General features: G+C 71.3%; 18 protein-coding genes. 10 read left to right on the forward strand and 8 right to left on the reverse strand.

All coding sequences use genetic code 11. The features are described 5' to 3' along the window. The first annotated feature begins 67 nt into the window (after positions 1–67). The 3 genes from AB0O82_RS06820 (at position 68) to AB0O82_RS06830 (ending at position 2,857) form a co-directional block, all read left to right on the forward strand. Positions 68–1,135, forward strand: coding sequence for an alpha/beta hydrolase-fold protein (locus AB0O82_RS06820; RefSeq protein ID WP_363580898.1), 1,068 nt, complete (start codon positions 68–70; stop codon positions 1,133–1,135). 294 nt (positions 1,136–1,429) lie between these two features. After that, on the forward strand, positions 1,430–2,221 hold the full coding sequence (locus AB0O82_RS06825) for a hemerythrin domain-containing protein (RefSeq protein WP_363580900.1): 792 nt from the start codon (positions 1,430–1,432) through the stop codon (positions 2,219–2,221). A 228-nt stretch (positions 2,222–2,449) separates the two neighbouring features. Next, a complete protein-coding gene (locus tag AB0O82_RS06830) occupies positions 2,450–2,857 on the forward strand; it encodes a hypothetical protein (protein WP_363580902.1) in 408 nt (135 codons plus the stop codon). Between the two features lie 143 nt (positions 2,858–3,000). Here AB0O82_RS06830 and AB0O82_RS06835 read toward each other — a convergent pair whose 3' ends face one another. Beyond that, positions 3,001–3,564 carry a DUF1707 and FHA domain-containing protein gene (locus AB0O82_RS06835; protein ID WP_063347333.1) on the reverse strand — a complete coding sequence of 188 codons (564 nt, stop codon included), beginning with the start codon at positions 3,562–3,564 and terminating at the stop codon, positions 3,001–3,003. A 168-nt stretch (positions 3,565–3,732) separates the two neighbouring features. Next, positions 3,733–4,281, reverse strand: coding sequence for a DUF1697 domain-containing protein (locus AB0O82_RS06840; protein ID WP_363580904.1), 549 nt, complete (start codon positions 4,279–4,281; stop codon positions 3,733–3,735). Positions 4,282–4,346: 65 nt separating this feature from the next. Between AB0O82_RS06840 and AB0O82_RS06845 the strand changes: the two genes are divergently transcribed. Beyond that, positions 4,347–4,817, forward strand: coding sequence for a pyridoxamine 5'-phosphate oxidase family protein (locus AB0O82_RS06845; RefSeq protein ID WP_363580906.1), 471 nt, complete (start codon positions 4,347–4,349; stop codon positions 4,815–4,817). A 48-nt stretch (positions 4,818–4,865) separates the two neighbouring features. On the opposite strand, the gene AB0O82_RS06850 is transcribed toward AB0O82_RS06845, so the two are convergent. Continuing rightward, positions 4,866–5,222 (reverse strand): arsenate reductase family protein, encoded by a 357-nt coding sequence (locus AB0O82_RS06850; protein WP_363580907.1) that lies wholly within the window; start codon positions 5,220–5,222, stop codon positions 4,866–4,868. Between the two features lie 135 nt (positions 5,223–5,357). Here AB0O82_RS06850 and AB0O82_RS06855 point away from each other — a divergent pair, with 135 nt between their 5' ends. Both AB0O82_RS06855 and AB0O82_RS06860 read left to right on the forward strand, forming a co-directional pair. Beyond that, the gene (locus tag AB0O82_RS06855) at positions 5,358–6,575 is read left to right on the forward strand and encodes a cytochrome P450 (RefSeq protein ID WP_363580908.1); all 1,218 of its coding nucleotides are present in this window, start codon (positions 5,358–5,360) and stop codon (positions 6,573–6,575) included. A 269-nt stretch (positions 6,576–6,844) separates the two neighbouring features. After that, complete coding sequence (locus AB0O82_RS06860) at positions 6,845–7,942, forward strand: PP2C family protein-serine/threonine phosphatase (RefSeq protein WP_363580909.1); 1,098 nt, start codon at positions 6,845–6,847, stop codon at positions 7,940–7,942. 176 nt (positions 7,943–8,118) lie between these two features. Here the strand turns inward: AB0O82_RS06860 and AB0O82_RS06865 are convergent, their stop codons facing one another. The 4 genes from AB0O82_RS06865 to AB0O82_RS06880 all read right to left on the reverse strand — a co-directional run bounded on the left by AB0O82_RS06865 (position 8,119) and on the right by AB0O82_RS06880 (position 13,053). Continuing rightward, complete coding sequence (locus tag AB0O82_RS06865; protein ID WP_363580911.1) at positions 8,119–11,391, reverse strand: SdrD B-like domain-containing protein; 3,273 nt, start codon at positions 11,389–11,391, stop codon at positions 8,119–8,121. 293 nt (positions 11,392–11,684) lie between these two features. Then, the gene (locus tag AB0O82_RS06870; RefSeq protein WP_363580913.1) at positions 11,685–11,933 is read right to left on the reverse strand and encodes a helix-turn-helix domain-containing protein; all 249 of its coding nucleotides are present in this window, start codon (positions 11,931–11,933) and stop codon (positions 11,685–11,687) included. Next, positions 11,930–12,688, reverse strand: a complete 759-nt coding sequence (locus tag AB0O82_RS06875; protein WP_363580915.1) for a hypothetical protein — start codon at positions 12,686–12,688, stop codon at positions 11,930–11,932. Before AB0O82_RS06875 ends, AB0O82_RS06870 begins: the two co-directional genes overlap by 4 nt. A gap of 203 nt (positions 12,689–12,891) precedes the next feature. After that, complete coding sequence (locus tag AB0O82_RS06880) at positions 12,892–13,053, reverse strand: hypothetical protein (protein WP_363580917.1); 162 nt, start codon at positions 13,051–13,053, stop codon at positions 12,892–12,894. A gap of 443 nt (positions 13,054–13,496) precedes the next feature. On the opposite strand from AB0O82_RS06880, the gene AB0O82_RS06885 reads away from it, so the two are divergent. Further along, positions 13,497–16,055: a tetratricopeptide repeat protein gene (locus tag AB0O82_RS06885; RefSeq protein ID WP_363580919.1), complete on the forward strand. Its 2,559-nt coding sequence runs from the start codon at positions 13,497–13,499 to the stop codon at positions 16,053–16,055. A 21-nt stretch (positions 16,056–16,076) separates the two neighbouring features. On the opposite strand, the gene AB0O82_RS06890 is transcribed toward AB0O82_RS06885, so the two are convergent. Beyond that, positions 16,077–16,988, reverse strand: coding sequence for a serine/threonine-protein kinase (locus AB0O82_RS06890; RefSeq protein WP_363580921.1), 912 nt, complete (start codon positions 16,986–16,988; stop codon positions 16,077–16,079). Positions 16,989–17,134: 146 nt separating this feature from the next. Between AB0O82_RS06890 and AB0O82_RS06895 the strand changes: the two genes are divergently transcribed. From AB0O82_RS06895 to AB0O82_RS06905, 3 genes are read left to right on the forward strand one after another with little or no spacing between them, the layout of a single operon-like run. After that, positions 17,135–18,649 carry a PD-(D/E)XK nuclease family protein gene (locus tag AB0O82_RS06895; protein ID WP_363580923.1) on the forward strand — a complete coding sequence of 505 codons (1,515 nt, stop codon included), beginning with the start codon at positions 17,135–17,137 and terminating at the stop codon, positions 18,647–18,649. Next, entirely contained in the window at positions 18,646–19,761 is a 1,116-nt protein-coding gene (locus tag AB0O82_RS06900) for a hypothetical protein (protein WP_363580925.1), read from the forward strand. Before AB0O82_RS06895 ends, AB0O82_RS06900 begins: the two co-directional genes overlap by 4 nt. After that, positions 19,733–23,221 (forward strand): hypothetical protein, encoded by a 3,489-nt coding sequence (locus tag AB0O82_RS06905; protein ID WP_363580927.1) that lies wholly within the window; start codon positions 19,733–19,735, stop codon positions 23,219–23,221. The genes AB0O82_RS06900 and AB0O82_RS06905 overlap by 29 nt, the downstream gene beginning before the upstream one ends. The last annotated feature ends 12 nt before the right edge of the window (positions 23,222–23,233 follow it).

A 23,233-nucleotide genomic window follows, 5' to 3' on the forward strand; every position in this document is an offset into this window, starting at 1 on the left:
GGCCCCACCGGGGGGCCACAGCCCGGTCAGACGGACCGGGCGTGTCATCGGTCGGAGAGTCCTCACCGTGCTTAGGCAGTCGTCCCGTTCCCGCGCCGTCCTGACCGGCGCCGCCGTGCTCGCCCTGGCCGCCTCGCTGGCGGCCTGCGGGAGTTCCGGTGGCGGGAAGGGGGACAGCGCCAAGGCGGCCGGCACCCCGGGTGCGACCGGTACCGGCGCCACGGGGGGTTCGCCCAGCGCCGGTGGCGGCGGTACGCCCGCGCCCACCACCGCGGAGCCCGCGGCCGCCACCGGGAAGGTGCTGATGCCCACCGGTCCGGCCGCCACCCTGAGCAAGGCCCGGGACACGTCCGCCGGTCCGATCATGGTGACCACGGTGACCGGCGCGAAGTCCGGCGTCTCCGGCAAGGTCTGGGTCTGGCTGCCGCCCGAGTACAACGACCCCAAGTTCGCCAAGACCGGTTTCCCGGTGCTCACCCTCTTCGCGGGCGGCCAGAGCAACGGCTACAACACCTGGACCGACAACCAGCTGCCGATCCAGGAGGAGAACGAGCAGCTGGTCAAGGCGGGCAAGTCCCACCCGTTCATCATGATCATGCCGGTGCAGAACTTCAACAGCGACGAGCACAACGCGCTGGACTGCTCCGACATCCCGGGCCAGCCCAAGATGGGCACCTGGATGTCCCAGGACCTCCCGGACTTCGTCCGCGCCAACTTCCGCACCGTGAAGGGCCGCGACGGCTGGGGCGTGATGGGCGCCTCCACCGGCGGCTTCTGCAGCGCCAAGCTCGCCCTCCAGCACCCGGACGTCTACAAGGCCGCCGTCCCGATCGACGGCTACTACGTTCCCGACTCGGGGCTGTGGAAGGGCCACGACGCCGAGCGGCAGGCCAACAACCCCGACGTGCTGGTCGCCCAGGGCAAGTCCGACGTGAAGATGCTGGTCACCGCAGGCGGCGCCAACCCGTACGAGACCAAGCTGGTCAAGGGCTGGGTCGCCAAGGCCGCCCCGCCGGCGTCGCTGGAGTACTACGAGCAGCCCGGTGGCAAGCACCTGACCTCGGACTTCAAGAAGATGATCCCGGACACGCTGCAGTGGCTCACCAAGAACCTGGCGGGCCCGGAGGCCGACTGATCCCAGCCGCACGACGACCCGCGCGGCCGTCCGCACGACGCGCCGTACGACGACCCGCAGGCCGTGGGCCCGGGGCACCCAGGTGCCCCGGGCCCACGGCGTTCCGGCAGCGTCCGGAGGCCGGGGCGGGCGATCGCGGGGCGGCACCCGCGCAGCGCGGCTTCCCCCGCGCACATGCCTGTGACCTGCGCGTCAATCGGACATTGATTCACTTTTGATCGACTGTGAGCACCTTGGATGGGGCCGCTCCACCGGCTGGCCCCGCCCGCCCCACGACGTCGTGAAGAGAGTGCCATGCCGATCCATCTACTGCCCCAGCCGTCCCCCTCCGTGCCCGAGCAGGCGGGGTCCGGGGTCGACACCCGGGGCGCGGCCGTGCCCGTGCGGGCCGTCGGCGAGGAGCCGGCGACGGCCCGCTTCGCCGGACTGCGGCTGGTGCACGCCGCGCTGCGCCGGGACCTCGCCCGGCTGCCCAACGCTCTGCGGCTGCTCCAGCCCGGCGAGGACGACGCCGGCGAGGCGCTGCTGCGGCACTGGAGCTTCGTGACCGCGATGCTGACCTGCCACCACGAGCAGCAGGACAGCCGGATCTGGCCGATCGTGCGCCGCTTCGCCCCCGAGCTGCGGCTGCTGCTCAACTGGCTGGAGGCGGACCACCACAACCTCGACCACTCGTTCACCCGGGTCACCACGCTGGTGCGGATCGCCAGCCGGGACACCGGCAGCGCCTGGCCGGTGGCGTACGCGATGGAGGACCTGGCGGCCCGGCTGGAGACGCACCTGCGGATCGAGGAGCGCCAGTTGCTGCCCCGGATGGAGCGGGTGGTCCCGGAGGGCTCCCGGCTCGGCGGCCTGGGCGAGCTGATGGACCTGCTGCGCTCGGCGGACGGCCCGGGGACGGCGGACGCGCTGGCCTGGCTGCTGGAGGGTGTGGAACCGGCTCTGGTGGAGCGGCTGTTGGCCGAGTGCGACGACGACGTGGCCCGCAACTGGCCGCACTGGCAGGCCACCTACCAGCGCTGCATGGCGCCGCTGTGGGGTCCGGCCGGTGCGCGGGGCAGCGACCTGGGCGGTGTCGCCGACTGACCGCCGGTCCTTTTCGCGGCCCGTCGATCTACGCGCGTGGCATACCTCTGAGGCATATGCCGAGCCTTTCCGGAATCCGATCCAGCAGTTCCAACTCCCCTCGTCCCCTAGGGGATTCGACCCATCGCCCTCGGGGTCGCGATCGTTCGGGCGCTCCGGGGCCGGCCAGGGGGTGCGTACCGCCGACGGCCGATGGCGGGGCGCGTGCGGGCGCCTACCGTCGACGCCATGACCACAGCGAGCACCCCGAACTCCCACCGAACCCCTGCCCGGCGCCGTTTCGGGCCCGCCGTCCGCCGCCCGGCGCTCCTCGCCGCCGGCGCCGTCCTCACCCTCGGCGCCGGACTGACCGCCTGCGACGGCGGTGTCGCGCTCTGCCTCGACGACGACAGCTGCGACGTCGTCGTGCGCACCGATGACGCCGAGGCCTCCAAGACCCTCCAGGTCTTCGGCGGCGACCGCACCGTGAAGATGACCGTCAGCCACATCACCGACAGCACGGTCGAGGTCGCGGTCGGGGACGAACGGAAGACCGTCGGCAAGGGCGCCGAGACCGCCGTCGGCACGGCGAAGGTCACCCTGCGCAAGGCGGACAAGGGCGACCGCTACGCCGAACTGCACGTCACCCGCGGCTGACGTTCACCGCCCGCACGCCCGCACGCCCGCACGCCCGCACACCCGCACGCACACCCGCACGTTCACCGTCCGCACGCATGGACGCCCACCCGACGCCTCCCCGGTGCCCGCTCGGGTCCGTACCGACCGGCCGGGGGTGCGACTCAGTCCGAGGCGAGCCGGAACTCCAGGTTCCCGAACCGGACCTGGTCGCCCGGCCGGACCCGTACCCCGCCCGCGATCCGGCGCCCGTTCACATGCGTGCCGTTGGTCGAGCCCAGGTCGTACAGCACCCAGCCGCCGCCCTCGCGCCGCAGTTCGGCGTGCCGTCGGGACACCGAGGCGTCGTGCAGCCGCAGCCCCGAGCCGGGGAACCGACCGATCGTCAACTGCCCGGCCCCGGTCTCCGGCAGGCTCAGCCCGGGCAGCCGTTCGGTGCGCCAGGCCCGGCGCAGCCGGTCCCCGAACGCGGAGACCCGGCCGACCGTCCGCAGCAGGAAGCGCTCGACCGGGCTCCCGGTCGGCAGCCCGGTCATCGCCTCGTCCAACTCGCCCCGGCTGGTGGCGTGCAGGACGATCTCCATCCGGCCGAGGAAGGTGTCGTGCGACAGCCGTCCGCTGCCCGCTCCGTCCTTGAGCACCCCGAGCGCCTGGTCCCGTTCGGCGTCCGAGGGGCGGACCGCGCCGGAGGGCCGGACGGCGCCGGTGCGGAACTCAGGAGACGTCATGGCCCGATTGTCGGCTCGGCCGGCTCGGACTGTCCAGATCACGCCGGGTGCCGGCGCGCGGTGAGTACGTCACTGCACTCCAGACGCCCGGTGCGCCACCGCGGTTCCGGGTGGCCGGGTGGCCGGGTTGCCTGGTGCCGGGGTGGCCGGTGCGCGGATGTCAGGAGGTCAGCCCTTCCGGGCGACCGCCAGGATCTTCTCGGTGGTGTGCAGGAACCGGGAGGTGACCGCACCCCGGTAGGCCTTGCCGAACAGTTCCCCGGTGACCCACTTGCCGTCCCGCAGGTGGACCACCACGTACGCGGCGCCCGGGTCGGCGCCGACCACCTCGTGGTCGCCCTTCGGCGAGAGGCGGGGGAGGGCGAGGTCGGCGGGCAGCGGCTCGGAGAGGAAGGCCACCACCAGCCGGACGTCGGGCGTCACCTCGACGCTCTTGAACGGCTCGGCGGCCAGCAGCGCGGCCACCTCGTCGACCGTCCGCAGCAGCGTGGGCACCGGGTAGCCGAGGGACCGTTCCAGGTGCTCCTCGATGCGCCGGGTGAGGGCGGCGCGGTCCGGCTCGTCGGTGGTGAAGAAGACGTTGCCGCTCTGGATGTAGGAGCGCACGCCCCCGAGCCCCAACTCGGCGAAGAGCGCCCGCAGCCGCTCCATCCGCACCGTCCGGCCGCCGACGTTGATCGCCCGCAGGAACGCGATGTACGTGGTCGTGGTGGTCACTCCGCCAGTCTGGCACCGGCCCCTGACACCCGGCGGTTGTCGGTGCCCGGTGCCAGACTGGCGCCATGGCCACCTGGCAGGATTTCGAGCAGCAGGCACCCGAGCTGGCGCCCCTCGTGCGGGCCCGGTTCGAAGCCGAGAAGCACCACGTCCTGGCGACGCTGCGCAAGGACGGGTCGCCCCGGGTGAGCGGTACGGAGGTCGACTTCGTCGGCGCCGACCTGATGCTCGGGTCGATGTACGGCTCGGCCAAGGCGCGCGACCTCCAACGGGACGGCCGCTTCGCGCTGCACGCCCATCCGGGGGACGAGACGATGGCCGGCGGGGACTCCAAGGTCTCCGGCCGCGCGGTCGAGATCACCGACGAGGCCGAACTTTCCGCCTACGCGGCCGATCTGCCCGAGCCGCCGCCGACCGCCTTCCACGCCTTCCGGCTGGACCTGGAGCAGGTGGTGCACACCGCCGTGGGGGAGGGCCACCTGTGGGTCCTCAACTGGCACCCGGGCCGGCCGGTGCAGCGGATCCAGCTGCACTGACCGGCCCCGGACGCCCCGGACGCCTCTTGGGCTCCGGACGCGGCGCTGCTACGGCAGGACGGACTTGACCGCCTCGGGGGTGCGGGCCACGACGGCGTGGCCGTCGTCCGCGGTGATGATCGGGCGCTGGATCAGGATCGGGTGCTCCGCCATCGCCGCGATCCAGCGGTCCCGGTCCGCCGGCTCCCGGGACCACTTCCGCATCCCCAGGTCCTTGGCGACCTGCTCGTCGATGCGGGTGATGTCCCACGGCTCCAGGCCCAGCCGCTCCAGCACCTGCTCCAGCTCGGCCGCGGTCGGCGGATCCTCCAGGTAGCGCCGCACGGTGTACTCGGCCCCGACGGCCTCCAGCTCGCCGAGCGCCGACCGACACTTGCCGCAGCGCGGGTTGATCCAGATCTCCATACCGGCAACCCTACCGAGCCGCCCGACGGCCGGGCGCCAACCCGCCCGGCCCGGCGCCCCCGCCGGACGGGAACTCCGCTGCACCCTCCGGTGGTTCACGCAGCAGGAACGTGGCCTCTGGGAGGGGAGCACCGGATGGACGGCGCGGCGATCATCGAGGAACTGCTGACCAGCGAGGGCCGGGCCGACCCGTACCCGCTGTACGCGCGGGCACACGCGCTGGGCGCGGCGGTGCCCGCCGGGCCGGACACCTTCCTGGTGGCCGGCCACGCCGCGGCCGACAAGGTGCTGCGCACCCCCGCCTTCGCCGTCGCGACCGCCGACATGATGGCGGAGCTGACCCCGGAGTTCGCCGAGCACCCGTCGCTGGCGCTGTTCGGCCGCTCGATCCTGCAGCGCAACGCGCCCGACCACCCCCGGGTCCGCTCGCTGATCGCCTCGGTCTTCACCGCCCGCCGGGTGGCCGCGCTGCGCCCGGCGGTGGAGGAGGCGGTCGCCGGGCTGCTGGACGGGATGGCCGAGCAGGGCGCCGACGGCTCGCCGGTGGACTTCATGGACGCCTTCGCCTTCCGGCTGCCGGTCGGGGTGATCTGCGAACTGCTCGGCGTCCCCGAGCGGGACCGCTACCGCTTCCGCGACCTCGCCTCCGACCTCACCGTCGCCCTGGAGTTCATCGACGACCGCTCCGAGCTCACCGAGGCGGACGAGGCCGCCGACGAACTGGCCGGCTACTTCACCGAGCTGGCCGCCGAGCGCCTCGCCCGCCCGCAAGACGACCTGGTCACCGACCTGGCCCGGATCGCCGTCGACGACCCTGAGCGGCTGCCCGCCCGGGAACTGCTGGCCAACCTGGTGCTGCTGCTGGTGGCCGGCTTCGAGACCACCACCAACCTGCTCGGCAACGGCCTGGCCCTGCTGTTCCGCCACCCGGAGGCCGCCGCCGGGCTGCGCAGCGGCGCGATCACCCCGGCCGGCTTCACCGACGAGGTGCTGCGCTTCGACTCCCCGGTCCAGCTCACCTCCCGGGTGGCGCTGGCCGAGGGGCTGGCCGTCGACGGGCTGCCCGTGCCGGTCGGCAACGTGGCGCTCCTGCTGCTCGGCGCGGCCAACCACGACCCGGCCCGGTACGACCGCCCGGAGGTGTTCGACCCGACCCGCCGGGACAGCCAGCCGCTGAGCTTCGGCGGCGGCCCGCACTACTGCCTGGGCGCCCAGCTGGCCCGACTGGAGGCCGAGGTCGCGGTGCCCGCCCTGCTCGACCGCTTCCCCCGGCTGGCCCCGGGCGGCGTGCCGGCCCGGCGGGACCGCCTGGTCCTGCGCGGCTTCGAGACCCTGCCGGTGATCGTCCGCTGATGACCGTCTCGCTGCTGACCGCCCACCGGTGGGGCCGCCGCTGACCGCCCACCGGCCCGGTTGTCGGCGCGCCCGCCGACCGCCCATCGGCCCCGGCTGTCGGCCGGGGCCGGGTTGGTCACCGTCCGCCGACCGGCCCTGACGCCCCGCTTCCGGGCCCGGTCGGTCCCGGAAACCGGGACGTTCGGCCGTTCGTGGCCGGGTCCTCCGTAGGAGAGCATGGAGGGACGAACCGGTCATACCGACCGGTCGGCCAGGAGGACCCCACCGTGCCCGTAGCACCCCGCCCGGAGCATCCGGCGGCCGTGGAACCCCGGGCACCGCGCTGGGTGCCCTGGCTGCCGGTGCTCCTCCTGCTGCTTGACCTGGCCGCCGAGGCGGTCGTCCCGGACGCCGTCGCGGCCGGCTTCCTGCTGACCGCGCTGCCCGTGGTGGCGGCGTTCAGCTACGGCCCGGTGCTGACCGCCACCACCACGGTCGGCGCCCTGGCGCTGCAACTGGTGCTGGCCGTGCGGGCGGGCCACATCGACGAGCAGCACCACGTCTGGGTCTACATCGCCACGCTGCTCTCCGGGGTGATGGGCACCGCCCTGTCCTGGCAGCGGACCCGGCAGAACCGCACCCTGCTGCACGCCCGTACCGTCGCCGAGACCCTGCAGCGCACCGTGCTGCGCCCGGTACCCGAGCGGGCGGGCGGTCTGCGGGTGGCCGGCCTCTACCGCCCGGCCCAGGCCGAGGTCCTGGTCGGCGGGGACCTGTACGAGGTGTGCGACACCCGCTTCGGCGTCCGGGTGCTGCTCGGCGACGTCCGCGGCAAGGGCCTCGGCGCCGTCCGTACGGTGGCCGACGTGCTCGGCGCCTTCCGGGCGACCGCGCACGACACCCCCGACCTGGTCGACCTCGCCGACCAGCTGGACCGTGCCGTCCTGCGCGACGCCGCCGACCGGGGCGACGACGAGCTGTTCGTCACCGCCGTCCTGCTGCAGTACCGGCCGGGCTCCGACTGCGTGGAGATCGTCAACCGGGGCCACACCACCCCGCTGCTGCTCACCGAGCACACCATCACCCCGGTGTCCTGCGCGGACGAACTCCCGCTCGGCCTGGCCCACCTCGGGCCCCCCGACGAGCGCGGCAAGCCGACCGCCGTCGCGCTGCCCCCGGGCCACACCGTCCTGCTCTACACCGACGGTGTGAGCGAGGCCCGGGACGCCACCGGCGCCTTCTACCCGCTGGCCCCCCGCCTGGCCGCCCTCGGCACCACCTCGCCCGACCGGCTGGTCTCCTTCCTGGCCCAGGACGTCCACGAGTACGCCGGCCTGCTCGCCGACGACCTCGCCGTCCTGGCGCTGACTCCGGAGCGCCCGTAGGCCTTCCCCGGGTGAACTCCCGCAGACCGAGCCCCCGGTTCCAGCCCTGCCCGCCTGCCCGCCTGCCCGCCTGCCCGTCCGCCTGCCTGCCCGTCCGCCTCCGACAACGCGCCAGTGGCGCCGCTGGGGGCGGCGCCACTGGTGTCGGTCGGGTGTTCAGTTGTCCGTCGTCGGTGTCAGCTGTGTCGTCCGGGCCGCCGGTAGACCACCGCGCACAGCGCCACACCTCCCAGGACGGCGAGGGCGCCGAGGGCGGCGATCAGCGCGTCGGGCGCCGAGCCGCCGGTGTTGGGCAGCGTCCCGCCGCTCGCCGACGGACTCGCGCTGTGGGTCGGGCCGGCGGTCGGGGTCGTACTGCCGGACCGGGTCGCGGTCGGCGAGGGGGACGGCGACGGCGTCGGCGAGGACGTCGGCGACGGGGACGATGTCGGGGAAGGCGAAGAGGTCGGGGACGGCGACGGGGACGGCGACCCGGTGGGGGTGGTCGGCAGGATCACGCCCATGTCGAGGTCGAGGTCGCGCTGCCCTCCGCTGAGCGTGACGGTCTGGGTGATGCCGGTGGCCGGGTCGGCGTCCGAGTCCTTGGCCGGATCGGTGCCGACGCCCCGCTTGGTGACGACGGCGCCGTCGGGCAGGGTGGACAGGTCGAACTGCACCGCGTAGCTGCCGTCGGGCAGGTGGTCGAAGAGGTAGTGGCCGTTCCGGTCGGTCACCGTGGTGACCGGCTTGCCGTTCTTGTCGCGGACGGGCTGGCCGTTGCCGTCGAGCAGCTTCACCGTGACGCCGGCGATGCCCGGGTCGCCGGGCTTCTGGATGCCGGAGCCGTCCACGTCCTGCCAGACGAAGTCGCCGAGCGCGTTGTCGGAGGGCTTGGTCTGCTTGACGGCGACGCCGACCTTGGCCGGCTCGGCGGGCAGCAGCTGGCGGCCGCTGGCGTCGGTGGCGGTGAAGGCGAAGCTGTTCCAGGCGTACTCCCCGTCGGGGGCGTCCACCGAGGCGACCATGGGCCAGGTCAGGGTGAAGGCCTCGCCGGAGGCCAGGCTGCCGGGGCGGCGGACCCGGAACCAGGTGGCCGTTCCCGGGCCGGGGAAAGTGCTGCTCCAGGTGGCGCCGCTGTTGCAGCCGGTCCGGTTGACCAGGGCGGCGTCGACGCACGGGTTGGGGTCGGTGGTGTACTCGATCCCCACGGTCGGGTCGCTGGTGGTGATCGGCTGGCTCAGCGACGGGGTCCAGGCGCTGCCGCGCGGAGCGTCCTGGGTGAGGACGTAGTTGTCGCCCGGGGTGGGGAGCTTGTCGTAGGCGATGAAGTCGGTGACCGGGTCGGGCGAGTCGTTGCGGACGGTCATCCGGTAGGAGATCCGGCCGCCGGGGGTGGCGCTGCCGATGCTGACGTAGTCGGCGTCCAGGTCGCCCATGACCTCCTTGTACGAGCGCAGCACGCTCGGCACGTCCACCTGGATCTGGGAGGAGGCGTGGCACATGAGCTCGGAGGTGTCGCCGTTGCCGTTGAGGTCCAGCACGTCCGGCGTGCTGCCGCTGTCGGAGCCGGAGAACATGCAGGAGACCGGCGCGGTCGGCTGGTCGACGGTGACGTAGATGTCGTTGGTCAGCTCGCCGGAGCGGATGCTGCTGGCCACCTGGACGTCGAAGAGCATCCGGTAGGCCAGCGCGTCGTGCAGGTACGTCATGTCGGGCGCGCCGGGCGGCCATTCCATCCTGACGATCTGGCGGCCGTCCGGGCCGGGGGTGACGGTGATCGACTGGGGGGCCTTGGCGTCCGGGTAGTTCGGGTCCGGGCGGGCCGAGCCCTCGACGTAGACGACACCGGCCGGGAGCACGTCGTACAGCACGAGCGGGCGGGTCAGGTCGCGGCCGCTGCGGTTGTACGGGATCACCTGGAAGGTCGCCATGCCGCCGGGTGCGGACAGCTCGCCGGCGACGGTGGTCTTGGCCGCGCCCAGGTTGGTGGCGGCGGTGACGGTGGTCGAGGCGCAGGCGTTGGCGGCGGAGGTGCTGGTGCCGTCGCCGGCGGTGGTGTCCAGACAGTTGGTCAGCGGGCTGGGGGCCGGGCGCCCGTCGTGGCCGGGGGTGACGACCTGGGTGATCACCTGCACCGAGTTGCCCGGGCTCCAGCCGGTCGGGATGGGGCCGTCCCAGGTGAACCTGAGGCCGTCGAGCCGGCGGCCGGCCGGGATGCCCAGCTCGTCGCGGGTCGGGTCGCCGGCGCCCTGGACGAAGGTGATCCGGCGGGCGCTGGACCCGTCCAGCGGGCTGGACGGGCTGAAGGTCTGCCAGGTCGGGTCGCCGTCGAGGCGGTACTGCAGGGTGAGCCCGATGCTGGTCGGGTTCCACGGCTCCAGCTGGAGGGACTGCGGGAAGAGCCAGTTGTACAGGCCGTCGGTGGTGCTGGCGCCGGGGTCGGTCATGGTCAGGCTGGTGGCCGGGCCGGAGGTGTTGGTGGCCGACAGGCTGAAGGAGTTGAGGTCGCCGGAGACGACGCTGTCGCGCCACACCTTGCTGGCGGTCACCATCACACCGGTGGCCGGGGGCCGGAACTGACCGGTGGTGGTGCCGGCGGTGTCGAGCTCGCGCTCGGCGTCCGGGCCGATCGGGTCGCCGTACAGGTCCACGGTGTTGTCGGAGGTCGTCCCGTCCGGGAAGTCGGCCTCCGGGTAGTTGACGACCAGCACACCCGGCAGCCGGCAGCCGCCGCGGCCGTTGCCGGAGCGGAACTCCCCGATGTCGTAGCCCCAGGTGTTGGGGCCGGGCGCGACCTGGCTCCAGCCGGGCGAGCGGCCGGTGTCCACCACGGCGCCGGGCGGCAGGGTGTCCAGCAGCCGGCTGGTGTCCAGGTCGACGTTGGGCACCAGGTCGGTGGCGCAGGCGCTGAACTGGTAGGTGACGGTGCGCCCGTCGCTGCTGGAGGTCTGGATGCCCTTGGTCACCGTGTACTGCGGCTGCACCTGGGCCTTGGTGTCGGCGGTGGCGGTCTGGCTGGGCTCACCGGTGGCCGTCATGGTGGCCGAGTTGGTGGAGGCCGCCCCGTCGGGGGTGGTGAAGTTCGGGTACTTCATCGTCACCGTGATGGTGGCGGTGGTGCCCGGGCTGAGGTCCTTGAGCCTGATGTCCATGGTGCCGCCCATCGCGCCCGCCGCGGGCACCGTGGAGGCGGCCTGGTCCACCGAGGAGGGGTCGGGCGTCCAGCCGACGAACTGCATGTTCGACGGCAGGGTGTCGGTGATCCGCCCGTCGGTGCACTCGGTGATGGAACAGGTGTACCGGAGGGTGTAGGTGACGTTCTCCCCCGGGGAGGCGGTCGCCTTGTCGACGGATTTGGTGAAAGAGATCGCGGCCTGGGCCGGCGGCGCCAGCACGCTGCTGCCGAGCAGCGAACCGGCCAGCAGGGCCAGCACCGAGGCGATCCGACCGGTCCGGAAGTGAATGCGCATCTCGGAAGTTCATCCGACCGTCCGACCGTCCCTCCCCCGACGCAACGCACAACCCCACACTTCCACCCGATCGGCCCCACCCGCCCGAGGGCCGCCACAAGAAGCAATCGAGAGCCCCACCGCGCATCACGACGGGCTGAAGTGGCGGGAGCTTCCGTACTGACTACGTCTGTGCAGGCCAGCGATCTCGCTGACCTGCACAGACGCAAGCTACCTACCCGGGTTCCCGTAGGCCAGAGAGCCCTTGCGGATCGTCGTACAACTCGAACTCGCGCGGGTGAGGTGGCTCGGGCTCAGGCGCGGTGGTCCAGTGTGTACACGGCACGTTCGTCAACGCCGATGGCTCGCATGAGTTCGACGGTGGGAACGCGGTAGCGGGTGCCGATCCGCAAGATCTTGCACGGGAAGGCGTCCTGACGGGCCAACCGGTAGGCGGTCGCCAGGCAGATGCCCAGGGCTCGGGCGGCGGTCGGCACGTCGACCACGACCGGCAGGTTGAAGGCCTCCATGAAGCTCAGCTGGCCGTGCTTCGCGGGGCTCACAGGTGCCTCGCGCCTCGGTGCGGGGAGGCGCTGTTGGCGTGGCGCTGCCGCTTGACATGCCGCGCCCGGCGGTTGAGTTGCTGCCGCTCGGCCTCCTCGGTGAGTGCGGTCAGAGCCTGTTGGCTCAGGCGCTCGGGGGAGATGGTGAAGCGCAGCTGGGCCCGCAGTCCGCCGACCCGTTCGTGCCGGGTGACCTCGACCTGGGGCTGCTGTACCTGGTCGTCCTCCTCCGGTCCGTCACACGCCGCCGTGCCGCCGCTATCGTCCACCCACTGCTCCAGCGTGGCGCACGCGGTTTCGTGCCGCCCCGCCCGCGCGAGCCGCCACGCCCTGCTGCACACGGCCTTGAGCAGGGCGTCGACCGACAGCGCCGACGGCGGTTCGCCGGTCCGCAGACCCTCCAGAAGGCCCAGCACCATCTCCGCCTCCACATCGGCTCGGTCGGCCCGCATCCGGTGGCAGATGCGGAAGGCGGTTCCGGTCAGCCTCGGCAGGGCCAACCAGACCAACAGGAGTCGCCACTCCTCCGCGGGTCCGTGCTCGGTCTGCGCAGCGCGCAGGGCCGCCCGCCAGATCTCGGTGACCAGAGCGGGGTCCTGGACCGTCCCGTAGATGGCGTCGCGCGCCTGAGCGGGGCTCAGCAGGACCGGCGGCTCGCCGTTCGGGTGGAGGGTCAGCCGGACCTCCTGTGCCCGGGGGTTGTCGAAGTACCGTGCTACGGCAGCGAACACGCTGCTGGCGCCGGCAACGGTCAAGGTGCAGTCCTCTCTTGCCGCCCGCCTGGACTCGGTGCGGCTGTTCTGTGGAACTGTTGCTGAGTGGTACCGAGTGCTACGCAGTGGTACCGCGTGTTAGCCCGTGAACTAGGCGGGCCGAAACGGTAGGAAGGACGAAAAGTCCTCCCGGAGGGGGTGCCCACCCGTCGGCGGGCACCCCGATTCGGCCTGAGCCGGAGGTCTCAGACCTCCGGCGGTGACGGGTTGTCCGGAGCGGGGTCGGGCAGCGCTGCCGGCGCCGGCGGCAGCTCCTTCTCGCGGGTCCGACGCTTGGCGGTCGGCGGGAACCCGCCGGAGGTCCGCTTGGTGCGACCCCCTCGGCGGGCGGGCAGGCGGTTGCTCATGGTCTCGTCCTTCCTTTTCTGACATTTTCCGTGGTCGAGCCGTCGTCGCCGGGTTCGGCGAGCGACTGACGCCATGGTGCCCAGCCGGCGAGGAGCTCGGTGGGCGCGGAACTGAGGAAACTCTGAGTTCGATCTGAGGGGGCGCGAAGTAGCGCAACCGTGTAAACCGGCGCTCGGAAACGCACAGATCCCTGTGGTGCCACAGCCCTGGCCGAGACGATCACCGTGAAGCGGAGGAATCGAACATGGATGGACGAGTGCTTGGGGTGGTGAGTGTTGGGCCATCAAATTCATCGAGTAGTCCGACCGTAATGGGATCCACAAAGCCAGCAGCCCTGTTCGCCTTGCTGGTGACGTCGCCGGGCGGTCGGTGTCCCGCGCGCGAGGTATTCGCCTGCTTGTGGCCCGCGGAGGAGTTCGGGCGGGATCGGCTGGACCAGGTCATGACCGTGCTGCGGAAGGCATTGGGGCTGGGGAAGGAATCGCTGCGCATGGAATCGGGAATCTGTTCCATTTATCTACCGAGGGATCGGATTGATCTCTACCGCTTCCGAGACCAGGTGCAGCACGCGGAACGGCTGTTCGGGAAGGACAGGGTCGATGCTCTGACCGCGGCCCTGGGGGAGTGGGGCGACCTGGTTCCGCTGAGCGGCCTGAAGGGGGAATGGGCCGTACAGCGCCGGGCGAAGCTGCGGCGGGAACGGCGGGCAGTGGTGGAAGCCCAGTTGGAGACCGCTCGGCGGGCTGGAATGGAGGACTGGCTGCGCACGGAGACGGACCGGTGGTACCGCAGCCTGCCGGAGGAGGACTGGCCCTTGCGTTACTACCTGATCGCACACGGCCGCTCGCTGACGTCGGCGGGACTGAAGAGGGTGATCAAGGAATGGAAGAGTCGCTTCAGGCGTCCGGACGAGGGACTGCAGGCAGTCATCGACGAGTTGCAGGGGAATGCACCACGATCGGGTGCCACCGCGCTGACCTCCGTGCCGAGTCAGTTGCCGCCTCTCGGACGATCGGCACTGGGCCGTGACGGGGTGATCCGTGAAGTGGTGGCGGCGGTGCTGCGGCAGCAGGACTCCGGCCGGCCGACCGTGGCCGTGGTCTGCGGCATGCCCGGCATCGGGAAGAGCCTGGTGGTGAACCGCGTGGCGCATCGGCTGCGGGAGGCGTTCCCGGACGGGGCACTCTACGCCGAACTCGGCGGATTCCCGGGGGAAGGAGAGCAACCGGCCGATCCCGAGCGCGTCGTCGACAAGTTCCTGGCGGAGTTCCCGCTGCCCTACTCACCGGTCGGATTGGAGCAGAAGAGTGCGGCGCTGCGCTCGGTGTTGGCGGGCCGCTCCGTGCTTATCGTGCTCGACGACGCCTGGGACGACGAGCAGGTGCTGCCGCTGCTGCCAGGAACCGGGCCCAGTGCGGTGCTGATCACCAGCCGCCGGAGGCCGGAAATGCTCCGTGCCCGCCAGGAGGTGAAGCTCTGGGCTCTGGGTGAACTCGACGACGAGGCTGCCGCGGAGCTGCTTCAGGAAGACATCTCTCCATCCGATCGTCGGATGTTCACCCAGGAGGTCGAGGATCTCGTCGAGGTGTGCGGCGGCAACCCATTGGCGCTGACCGTGACCGCTCGGCGCCTGGAAGGCCGTCCGGCCAGGGCGATCCGCCACCTGCGCGAACAACTCGCGAAGGAGGAAGGACGGCTCGATGCCCTGGAACACCCGCCGGCCCGCCTGTCCGTTCGGGCGGCCTTGGCCTGCTCAGTGAACGCCCTTTCCGAAGAAGCTAGTTGTCTGCTCTGGCAGCTCGCGGTGCATCCTGGGCCGTCGATCGGCTGGGATGCGGTGATGGATCTCGGTTCGGCGGCCGAGAGCGTGCACCCCGACCGGGCGGTGGAGGAGTTGCGGGCGGCGCACCTGGTGGAGTTGCAGTCGGGCCGGTACCGCCTGCACAACCTGGTGCGGACCTTCGCCCGCCAACAGGTGCGACCTCCGGCCCTGACCTCGTCCCCCAGGTTCGAGGAGGCCACCGTCTGGCAGATCCTGGAACACCAACTGCACTACGTCTGGGCCTGCGACCGGTGGCTGGACGGGCAGCGATGGCTGCCGGTCGGAGAGCCGGAAGGGATTACGGTGGTCCAGCCCGAGGACCTGGAGCGGGCGCTGGCCCTCCTCGACGACGAGTACGAAGCAGCCATGCGCGGAGTCGAATTGTCGATCGAGCGCGGAAGCCGACGCCACATGTGGCTGCTGCCGATGGCCTTGGTCACCTACCAATGGCGCCGCCATCGCTTCGAGGACGCCCAGCGGGGTCTCACGTGGGCCAGCGAGGCCGCAGAGCGGAACGACGCACCCCCGGTCGACCAAGCCATGATCTTCCGGATGCTTGCGGGGACCCGCTGGCGTCAGGGCCGCTTCGAGATCGCCGCCAACCATCTGTCCCGTGCCGTGCTGCTGAGCAAGCGGGACAGCAGCCCGAGTGGGCGGCTGAGCCTGGCCCGATCCCTGCACACCCTGGCGCTCACCCGCCGCAAACAGGGACAGGAGACGGACGCGGAGCAGTGCCATCGGTCGGCGTTGGAGCTGTACCGGGAGCTGGCCGACGACGCGGGGGCGGCGGCCGCGTTGAACGGATTGGGGACGCTCTACCACGACCGCGGGGAGCACGACGAAGCCCTCAGGCTCTGCAACGAGGCGCTCGACCTGGTGCGCCGGACGGCAGACCGCAGCGGCCGGGCCGACGTGCTGCGCACCCTGGCCGGAGTCCGATTCGCGCTGGGTGAGAGGGAGTCGTCGCTGGTGCTGTTCCAGCAGGCCGTCGACATCTACCGCGATCTGGGCTCGTGGACCGATGAGGACAGGGCGCTGTGCCTGCATACCGATGCCCTGGTGGCGCTGGGTCGGGCGGCCGAGGCCGTGTCGGCACTGGAACGGGTGTTGGTGCTGCGCGAGCTGATGGGCAGAGGGGATCTCCGGGAGGTGCGCGACCGTCTGGAGTCACTGCGGTGACGGCCCGGGGCCGTCACCGCCTCACCACCTGGGCGGCCGGGTCCGGTAGTACTCCGTCGGGTCGGGCCGGAGCGGTTTCACGGGTCGGGGCCCGTCGACTGTGGGCAGGTGCGGGCGGAGGCATTCGAACACCTCGCGCACCGAGGCGGGGCGCTTCTCCGCCGTGAACTCCACCATCGAGAGGGCGAGCGCGGTGAAAGGCGTCGGCACGAGGGCGAGTCGATCCGCAGGCAGGACGACCGGAGGGGTGGCGGTGATCCCCGCCCTCGTCCCGCCGTAGGGGAGCTGCATGACGGTCATCTCCAGGAGTAGGCAGCCGAGTGCGAAGATGTCGGCCCGCGCGGTCACTCCGTCGGCGGTCGCGGTGAGTTGCTCGGGGGGCGCGTAGCCGATCGTGCCGCAGCCGTGCCGGGTGCCCTGGCGGGCCAGCACGCTGAGCCCGAGATCGAGCAGCCGCACCCGCCCGGAGTGCTCCACCATGACGTTCTCGGGCTTCAGATCACGGTGGACGAATCCCTTGCGGTGGACATCGTCCAGGATTTCGCAGAGTTGGCCGGTGATCGAGGCCACGGTGGCTACATCCTTGATCGGCCGGAAATCCGTCATCAGGTCATACAGCAGGACGCCGTCGACGTACTCCATGACGATGCAGCGCCGACCTTGGTATTCGCCCATTCCGAACAACTGCAGCGTTCCGCCCGGACCGTCGGAGACCAGGTGGCTGAAGACCCCTTCGCGGGTGAGTTCACGTGCAAGTTCGGCGAAGCTCCGCTCCGATTCGAACTCTTGCTCCCGCTGGATCTTGATGGCTACCTGTTCCCCGGTTCCCAGGCCATGGGCGAGGTAGAGATCTCCTTGGGCACCCCCGCCGATGTGTTCGATCAGTTCGTAGTGGTCTTCGATTGCGCCGAACTTCTTGATCCGTCGCGTCATGGTCGTCTTCCCGTCCTGTCGTTGTTCGGAGTCCGGCTGATTTCCGAGCATGTCAGCAGGGCTCCGGTTTCCACAGATATGGAGTCATAATGCCTGACTCATGGCTACCCCCGGACGGGGTTCGCCGTGTTTCCAACGTCATCAGGGTGTCGGTCGGCATGTTCAAGGGCGGCGACTTCCGCTGTCCGGCCGCTGACGCGCTCAAGGCGCGCGGCTACCAGCCGGTGCAGGCCGGCCGTCGGCGCCAAGAGCGGTTGGAACAGTTCGCCTTCGGCCCCTTCATGGCCGCATGTGACGCCCTCAGCCAGCCCACGGGCGAGCCCGCCGAGGAGCCGCGGTCCGCGAAGCCGCTGCATGATGGCCTGCGTCAGTGGACAGCGCACGCGGTGGCGAGCTACACCGCCGCCTTTCCGGAGGACCCGGATCTCCTGCTGTCAGACGTGAAAACTCCTTGGCGCTACAGCCACTTGGTGACCGGTACCAGTTCCTCGGGTGCGGACGAGTACCACCTGACGGTCTGGGGCCGGTGCTTGCAGTCCCGTGATGGCACGGTGCGCGAACTGCGTTTGCCTGTCAATCGCTTGGGACGGCAGCGTCCGCCGGAAAGCTTCGTCGCGGCGGCTGCTCTGGTGCTCGCCGAGGGTGCCCCCGGGCCACGGCCGGAGCGCGTGCGGATCGTTGAGTTCGCACTGCTGGACGGCCGGGTCCGCCCGCTCTTCGACGGCACTCGGGAGGAGTCGCTCGCGCACTACCGTGCACACGGTCGCGCCGCGTTGACCGCGTTGTTGGCCAGCCAGGAGTACCGCCCGGGCGCCTCCTGCGCCGACTGCCCGTACGTCTCCGCCTGTCCGGTGCTGCGCCGCGCTCCCGGCCTGCTGGGGATCGACGAGCCGGGACGGACCAAGCGTTGGTGGTCCGTCACCAATGGACGGAACTACAGGGCTTGCCCGGCCCGCGATCACATGCGTCGGCTGCACCTGCCGGCTGCGGACGACGTCGAGCACGCCGCGGCGGTCGATCGTGGCCGCGCCCTGCACGCGTACCTCGCCGAGCGCCACGGCGGTGGTCCACCGCGCCCGTGCACGGTGAAGGTCCCCGAGCAGTGGGTGCCCGAAGGCTTCGAACTGCCCGAGCCCGAGCGCGCGCTCGGCGCGAAGCTGCTGCGCGGCCACGCTGCGGTCTGTCCGATGCGGCTGGTCCGGGACGCCACCGATGTCCGCAACGAGCCGCGGGTGGTGCGCCACGACACCGCCGCTGACGTGGTGGTGGTCGCCAGGCCCGACCTGCTCTACCGGGACGGCGGTGCCTGGGTGTGGCGCGAGACCAAGACGGCGGCGCGCGATCGGTCCTTCGACCGCCCGCTGTTGGAGCAGTACCCGCAACTGGCCTTGGCCGTGTTGCTGCTCGCCCGCGGCGACCTGGCCGGCACGTCGGACCGGGCCCGGATCGAGTTCGAGGTGCTGCGGCCGGGCGGCGCGGACTTGGAGATCATCGATCCGTTCGTCCTGGAAGTACGGGCCGCGGCCGAGCAGGTCGTGCGCGGGCTGGTGGACCGCTGGCTCCGGGACGAGGACTACGCGCCACGTCCCGGACCGGCCTGTGCCCGGTGCGAGACGGCGCGATGGTGCTCCAGCGGACCGGCTTTCCAGGCGGCCCGATGACGTCGGACGGAGTCGCATTGCTCCGTGAACTTGCGGAAGTCGTATGCGAGTTGGGGGAGGAGGTCGGTCTCAGGTCGTTCCTGCTGCCCTACCCGCCCGCTGCGCAGCGAGTACTGGACCGGATGGTGCTGCACTGTATGGGCCTCGGCCTGGTGCCTCCGAAGAGCCTGCCGGAGCTGATCGAGTGGTGTCGTTGCACGCTGGCCGGCGACCGGCCTTTCGAGGTCCCACCCGCGCTGGTCTTCCCGGACGCGGCCCTGGTCGACCGGAACGGGTTGCTGCCCACCCGCACCTGCCTGGAGCTGGCCTCCGCGGGCGCGGAGGGTGGTCCGGAGAAGACCGCTCACGTGCTGCTGAGCGAACTGGCTGGCCGGTGCGGCTCGATGGAGCGGTTTCACAAGAGCCGGCGGTTCCTGGCACTCAATCCGGTGGTGCGTCATGGAGACCGCTTCCAGCGCGGCTGGAGCAAGGAGATCTGGTCCCGGGTCAAGGACCTCTACCGTCCCGTGCCGGAGTCTCTGACCGTCGAGGGCACCCTGTTGCGCTGCGGTACTTGCCGGCTGCCGGCCCTGCTGGGGGGACGTCGGGTGCCGGACCAGGGGGCGGTGTCCGGGTCGGATACCTGGTGCGAGGGCGAGAGCTGCCCGCATGGGATCCCGATGGAGCTGATCCGCACGACGGACGGCGTCCTGCTGCTGGGCAGGCCGTTGCGGGCCTTCCTGTCGCTCCCGTTCCGGTTGGAGCAGGCGGTCCTGGCCGACCTGGACCGCGCGGCCGTCGGCTACCAGGCCCTGCCGAATGAGCTGAGCGCGTACCGGCTCCAGGGCGCCGGGCTGTCGGTCCGCCAACTACACATTCATGACCGGGTTCAGCCTGCGCTGTTGGCTGAGCGGTTCAGCGGTGCCACGGGGCCGGTCCTGGTGGTGGTGCCGGAGGACCTCGCCGGCGTCGTCCGGTACCGGAACGCCTTCACCCAGGCGCTGTCCGCCCCAGAACAGGTCCTGCTGACCGGGCCGGGCGATCTGGGAGCCCGGCTCCGTGGTGAACGAGCCGTCGGCGAAACAGAGATGAGAGGAGAAGGAAGTGCGCAGTCTGACGCCGATCCTGCATAGGACGGTTCGGGAGCTCCAGCATTACGCCCGACCGAAGTTGCCCGGACCGACGGCGGAGTTCCTTTGCCAGGTCGAACTCGGCCTGTACCTCCAGCACCGGCTGATGCCGGAGGCCCCGGCGGCCCAGGCCTGGGTGCTGTTCAGCGGGTACGGGTTCGCCAAGGCCTATCAGGTTCCGCTGCCGCCGGATGCCGATCGAACCCTCAAAGTCGCCAGGTATTCACTCTGGACCCTGGCCCGGCGCAGGGCCTGGCGGGAGGCTCTGGAGCGCTACCAGCAGCTGGACCCGGCGCTACGCGGTTACGACGTGGCGCACGCCGACACCGCGGCGGTCCGCCGGGAGGTCTCGGTGGGAACAGAGCGGTGGCAGACCTACGACCAGCTGCTGTCGGTGGCACCACCTTTGGCGGGTCGGAGGCTTCCGGTCGCCGGTCCGGGGCCGCACGCCTTCCCGGTCGGCCGCTCGCTGGCGGTGGTCGACCTGCCGGAGGTCTCCCCGGCGCCCATGGTGGTCCACGACGTGGATCTGGTCCCGGCCGGCGGGGGTGAGCCGCTGACCTTCCGGTTGAAGGACCTGGCACGCACCGCAGCCGTGATGGACGCCGTGGACCGGCGCTTCGACAAGGCGAAGGACCTGAGCTGGGCGGGGCGGTTGCGAGGGTTCGAGATGTCCACGGCGGAGCTCGGTGTCTTCCGGGGGTCCGAGGAGTTCACCGTGGACGGGATCCAGCACCTGCTCGGCATCGTCGGGGCGGGCAAGAGCACGCTGCGGGACATTATCGCGGTCCACTTGGCCAGGCGCCGGAGGCGGACTACCGTCGTGGTCTCCGACGTGGCCGAGGTCCTGAAGCTGGTCGAGCTCTACAACCGGTACACCGGTGGCGCGGCGGCGCCGGTGCTCGGCTCCTCCGGCCGGGAGCGCCACGCCCAGCGGCTGCACCGCAGACTGGCCGGCCGCGGCGAACACCGACTGCTGGCGCACGACGACCCGGCCTTCGCCTACCTGGGGACGTCCTGCGTGCTGAACCTCAAGCTGCGCGGCGGGAACGGCGAGCCGCTCGCCTTCGGCGAGTCGCCGTGCAGCCGGCTACGCCCACCGTCCGACCCGCACCGGCGGACCGGGCGCGCCCACGCCTCGGAGTGGCAGAAACAGAACCTGGCCTGCCCGTACTGGTCCGCCTGCCCCCGGCACCATGGTGCGCGGGCCCTGGTCGAGGCGGCCATCTGGGTCGCCACGCTGCCCAGCCTGATCGACTCCGCGCCACCGTACCCGCAGAACGGGGAACGCATCCGCTACCTCGAACTCGCTTGCCGGCGCAGCGATCTGGTGATCATCGACGAGGCCGACCGGATCCAGATGCAACTTGACCAGACTTTCGCCCCCGCGGTGCTGCTGGCCGCCGACAAGGAGCGGGGGCTGATCGACTGGCTGAGCCGGCACAAAATCCGCGAACTCGCCGCGAGTGGTCGCACCCAATTGTCCGACCGAGACGTGGCGATCTTCTCCGCCGCGCTCAACACCGTAGTGGCGGCGACCGACCGGCTGCACGCCATGCTGGTGGCCCAGTATCCACTGCGCCAATGGGTGGGGCGCGGCTACTTCAGCGCCTGGACGCTCCAGTTGGACATCCTCGACGAGCGATTCCCCCTGCCTGAGGACGCGGCTGAGGACCACCCGCACCGTGCCCCGCTGGAGGAGCTCCAGAACCTACTGGAGGCCTTCCGCGACAACCCGTTCGGCGACCGCGCCCGGCACACCGAGGTGGACTTCTCGCACCTCACGGTGCTGCTCAACGAACTGCTGCACACCGGGAACCCGGAGCGGACCCGGGCCCGCCTACTGGCCGTCGTGAAGTCCCTGCTCCAGCTCGATGAGGCCTTCATGGCCGAGAAGGAGGCGGAGTACCAGGAACGGTTCGCGGCCTGGCAGGCGAAGCAGGAGGCGCGGCAGTGCCGGCAGCGCAGCGGCAAGCGAGTCGGAAAGGAGGCCCCGCCGCCGCAGACCCCCGGGCAATGGTGCGACAGCATGGCCGATCGGTTCGAACTCACCTTGTTGTTGAGCGCCCTGGAACCGCGCCTGGCGCTGATCAACGCCATGTGGCCGCGGGTCGAAGCCGCACTCAGTCTGGGCTTCAGCGAGATGTACCGACGGCCGAACGACTACGCCCCGATGGTGCCCGAGGCGCCGATGGGAAACGTGCTCGGCTTTCAGTTCCTGGTGCACGGCGAGGACGGCGAAGGGGTCCGTAGCGGGGAGCTGACCTTCTTCCGGTGCAGCGGGGTCGGCCGTGAACTGCTGCGGGTCATGCCCGGCTTGGCCGCAGTGGACGGCCGGCCCGGTGCCCACGTGCTGCTCATGTCCGGCAGCAGTTGGGCGGGGCAGTCCAGCCGCTACCACATCCAGGTTCCGGTCGGAGTGGTGATCGAGCCACCGCCGGAGGCGATGGAGCGGATCGCCGCCGAGAGCGGGATGCGCTTCGAGTTCATCGACGACGACCAGGGGAAGTTGCGTGTGTCGGGCAGCGCCCCGGCGGAGCGGCCGGCCAAGCTGCGCCGCATCGCGACCTGGCTCGGCGCCAGCGCGGACGACATCGAGGACGGCGGGCCGCTGGAGCAGGAACTGCTGTCGCTCCCTCCGGAGCGCGACCAGATCCTGCTGCTGGTGGGCAGCTACCAAGAGGCACGCGTGGTGGCGGACACCCTGCACAACCTCAACAAGCGCTGGCGGAACAAGGTGCTCTGCCTCGTCTCGGATGACGAGGAGATCGAGGAGGAGGACGAGGCCCCGTCCGCGCAGCGGGCCCGGACCCTGCGCCGGGGCGACGTCGAACGCCTGCGGGACCTCCAGGCGGACATCCTGGTGGCGCCGCTGCTCTCGGTGGAACGCGGGCACAACATCCTCAACCGCAGGGACGAGGCGGCCATCGGGTCGGTCTACTTCCTCGCCCGTCCGAACCCGCACCCCGACGACCTGTCACTGGCGGTGCATGCCGTCAACGACTGGATCGTGCGGGCCCAGGAGGATGGACGGTTCGGGGAGTGGGTGCGCAGCGGGAACAGTTTGGAGGCAGGCGCCGAAGCGGTCCGTCGGGAGGCGAGGTCATGCTGGTACCGGGTGCTGCAGCGGTCCATGGCGTGGAGCCGGCTCAACGAGGACCGAGCGCAGGTCACCTGGGACATCCTGGTGTTGATGTGGCAGGTCATCGGTCGGCTCGTGCGTGGCGGTGTCCCGGCTCGTGTGGTCTTCGTGGACGCGGCCTTCGCCCCGAACCGCGCGTCGTGTCCGCCGGCCGCGGACACGGCGAAGTCCAGCCTGCTGCACAGCATCCTTGAGGTCCTCGATCCGTACTTCCAGGACGGGGCGACACCTGCCGACCACGAATTCATCGTCCGGGCCCTCTACCAGCCGCTGTGGCGCATGCTCGGTCGCTGCCTGGCCCAGCCGCTGCCAGCAGCTTGATGGTGCATCAGT

The sequence above is a fragment of the Kitasatospora sp. NPDC088264 genome, assembly GCF_040685715.1.
Taxonomy (GTDB): Bacteria; Actinomycetota; Actinomycetes; order Streptomycetales; family Streptomycetaceae; genus Kitasatospora.

Excerpts from the sequence above, each read along its gene's own strand:
- AB0O82_RS06890 (WP_363580921.1), bottom strand. The coding sequence starts at position 16,988 with ATGACGCGACGGATCAAGAAGTTCGGCGCAATCGAAGACCACTACGAA.
- AB0O82_RS06845 (WP_363580906.1), top strand. The coding sequence starts at position 4,347 with ATGGCCACCTGGCAGGATTTCGAGCAGCAGGCACCCGAGCTGGCGCCC.
- AB0O82_RS06855 (WP_363580908.1), top strand. The coding sequence starts at position 5,358 with ATGGACGGCGCGGCGATCATCGAGGAACTGCTGACCAGCGAGGGCCGG.
- AB0O82_RS06865 (WP_363580911.1), bottom strand. The coding sequence starts at position 11,391 with ATGCGCATTCACTTCCGGACCGGTCGGATCGCCTCGGTGCTGGCCCTG.
- AB0O82_RS06900 (WP_363580925.1), top strand. The coding sequence starts at position 18,646 with ATGACGTCGGACGGAGTCGCATTGCTCCGTGAACTTGCGGAAGTCGTA.
- AB0O82_RS06830 (WP_363580902.1), top strand. The coding sequence starts at position 2,450 with ATGACCACAGCGAGCACCCCGAACTCCCACCGAACCCCTGCCCGGCGC.
- AB0O82_RS06850 (WP_363580907.1), bottom strand. The coding sequence starts at position 5,222 with ATGGAGATCTGGATCAACCCGCGCTGCGGCAAGTGTCGGTCGGCGCTC.
- AB0O82_RS06825 (WP_363580900.1), top strand. The coding sequence starts at position 1,430 with ATGCCGATCCATCTACTGCCCCAGCCGTCCCCCTCCGTGCCCGAGCAG.
- AB0O82_RS06880 (WP_363580917.1), bottom strand. The coding sequence starts at position 13,053 with ATGAGCAACCGCCTGCCCGCCCGCCGAGGGGGTCGCACCAAGCGGACC.
- AB0O82_RS06885 (WP_363580919.1), top strand. The coding sequence starts at position 13,497 with ATGACCGTGCTGCGGAAGGCATTGGGGCTGGGGAAGGAATCGCTGCGC.
- AB0O82_RS06835 (WP_063347333.1), bottom strand. The coding sequence starts at position 3,564 with ATGACGTCTCCTGAGTTCCGCACCGGCGCCGTCCGGCCCTCCGGCGCG.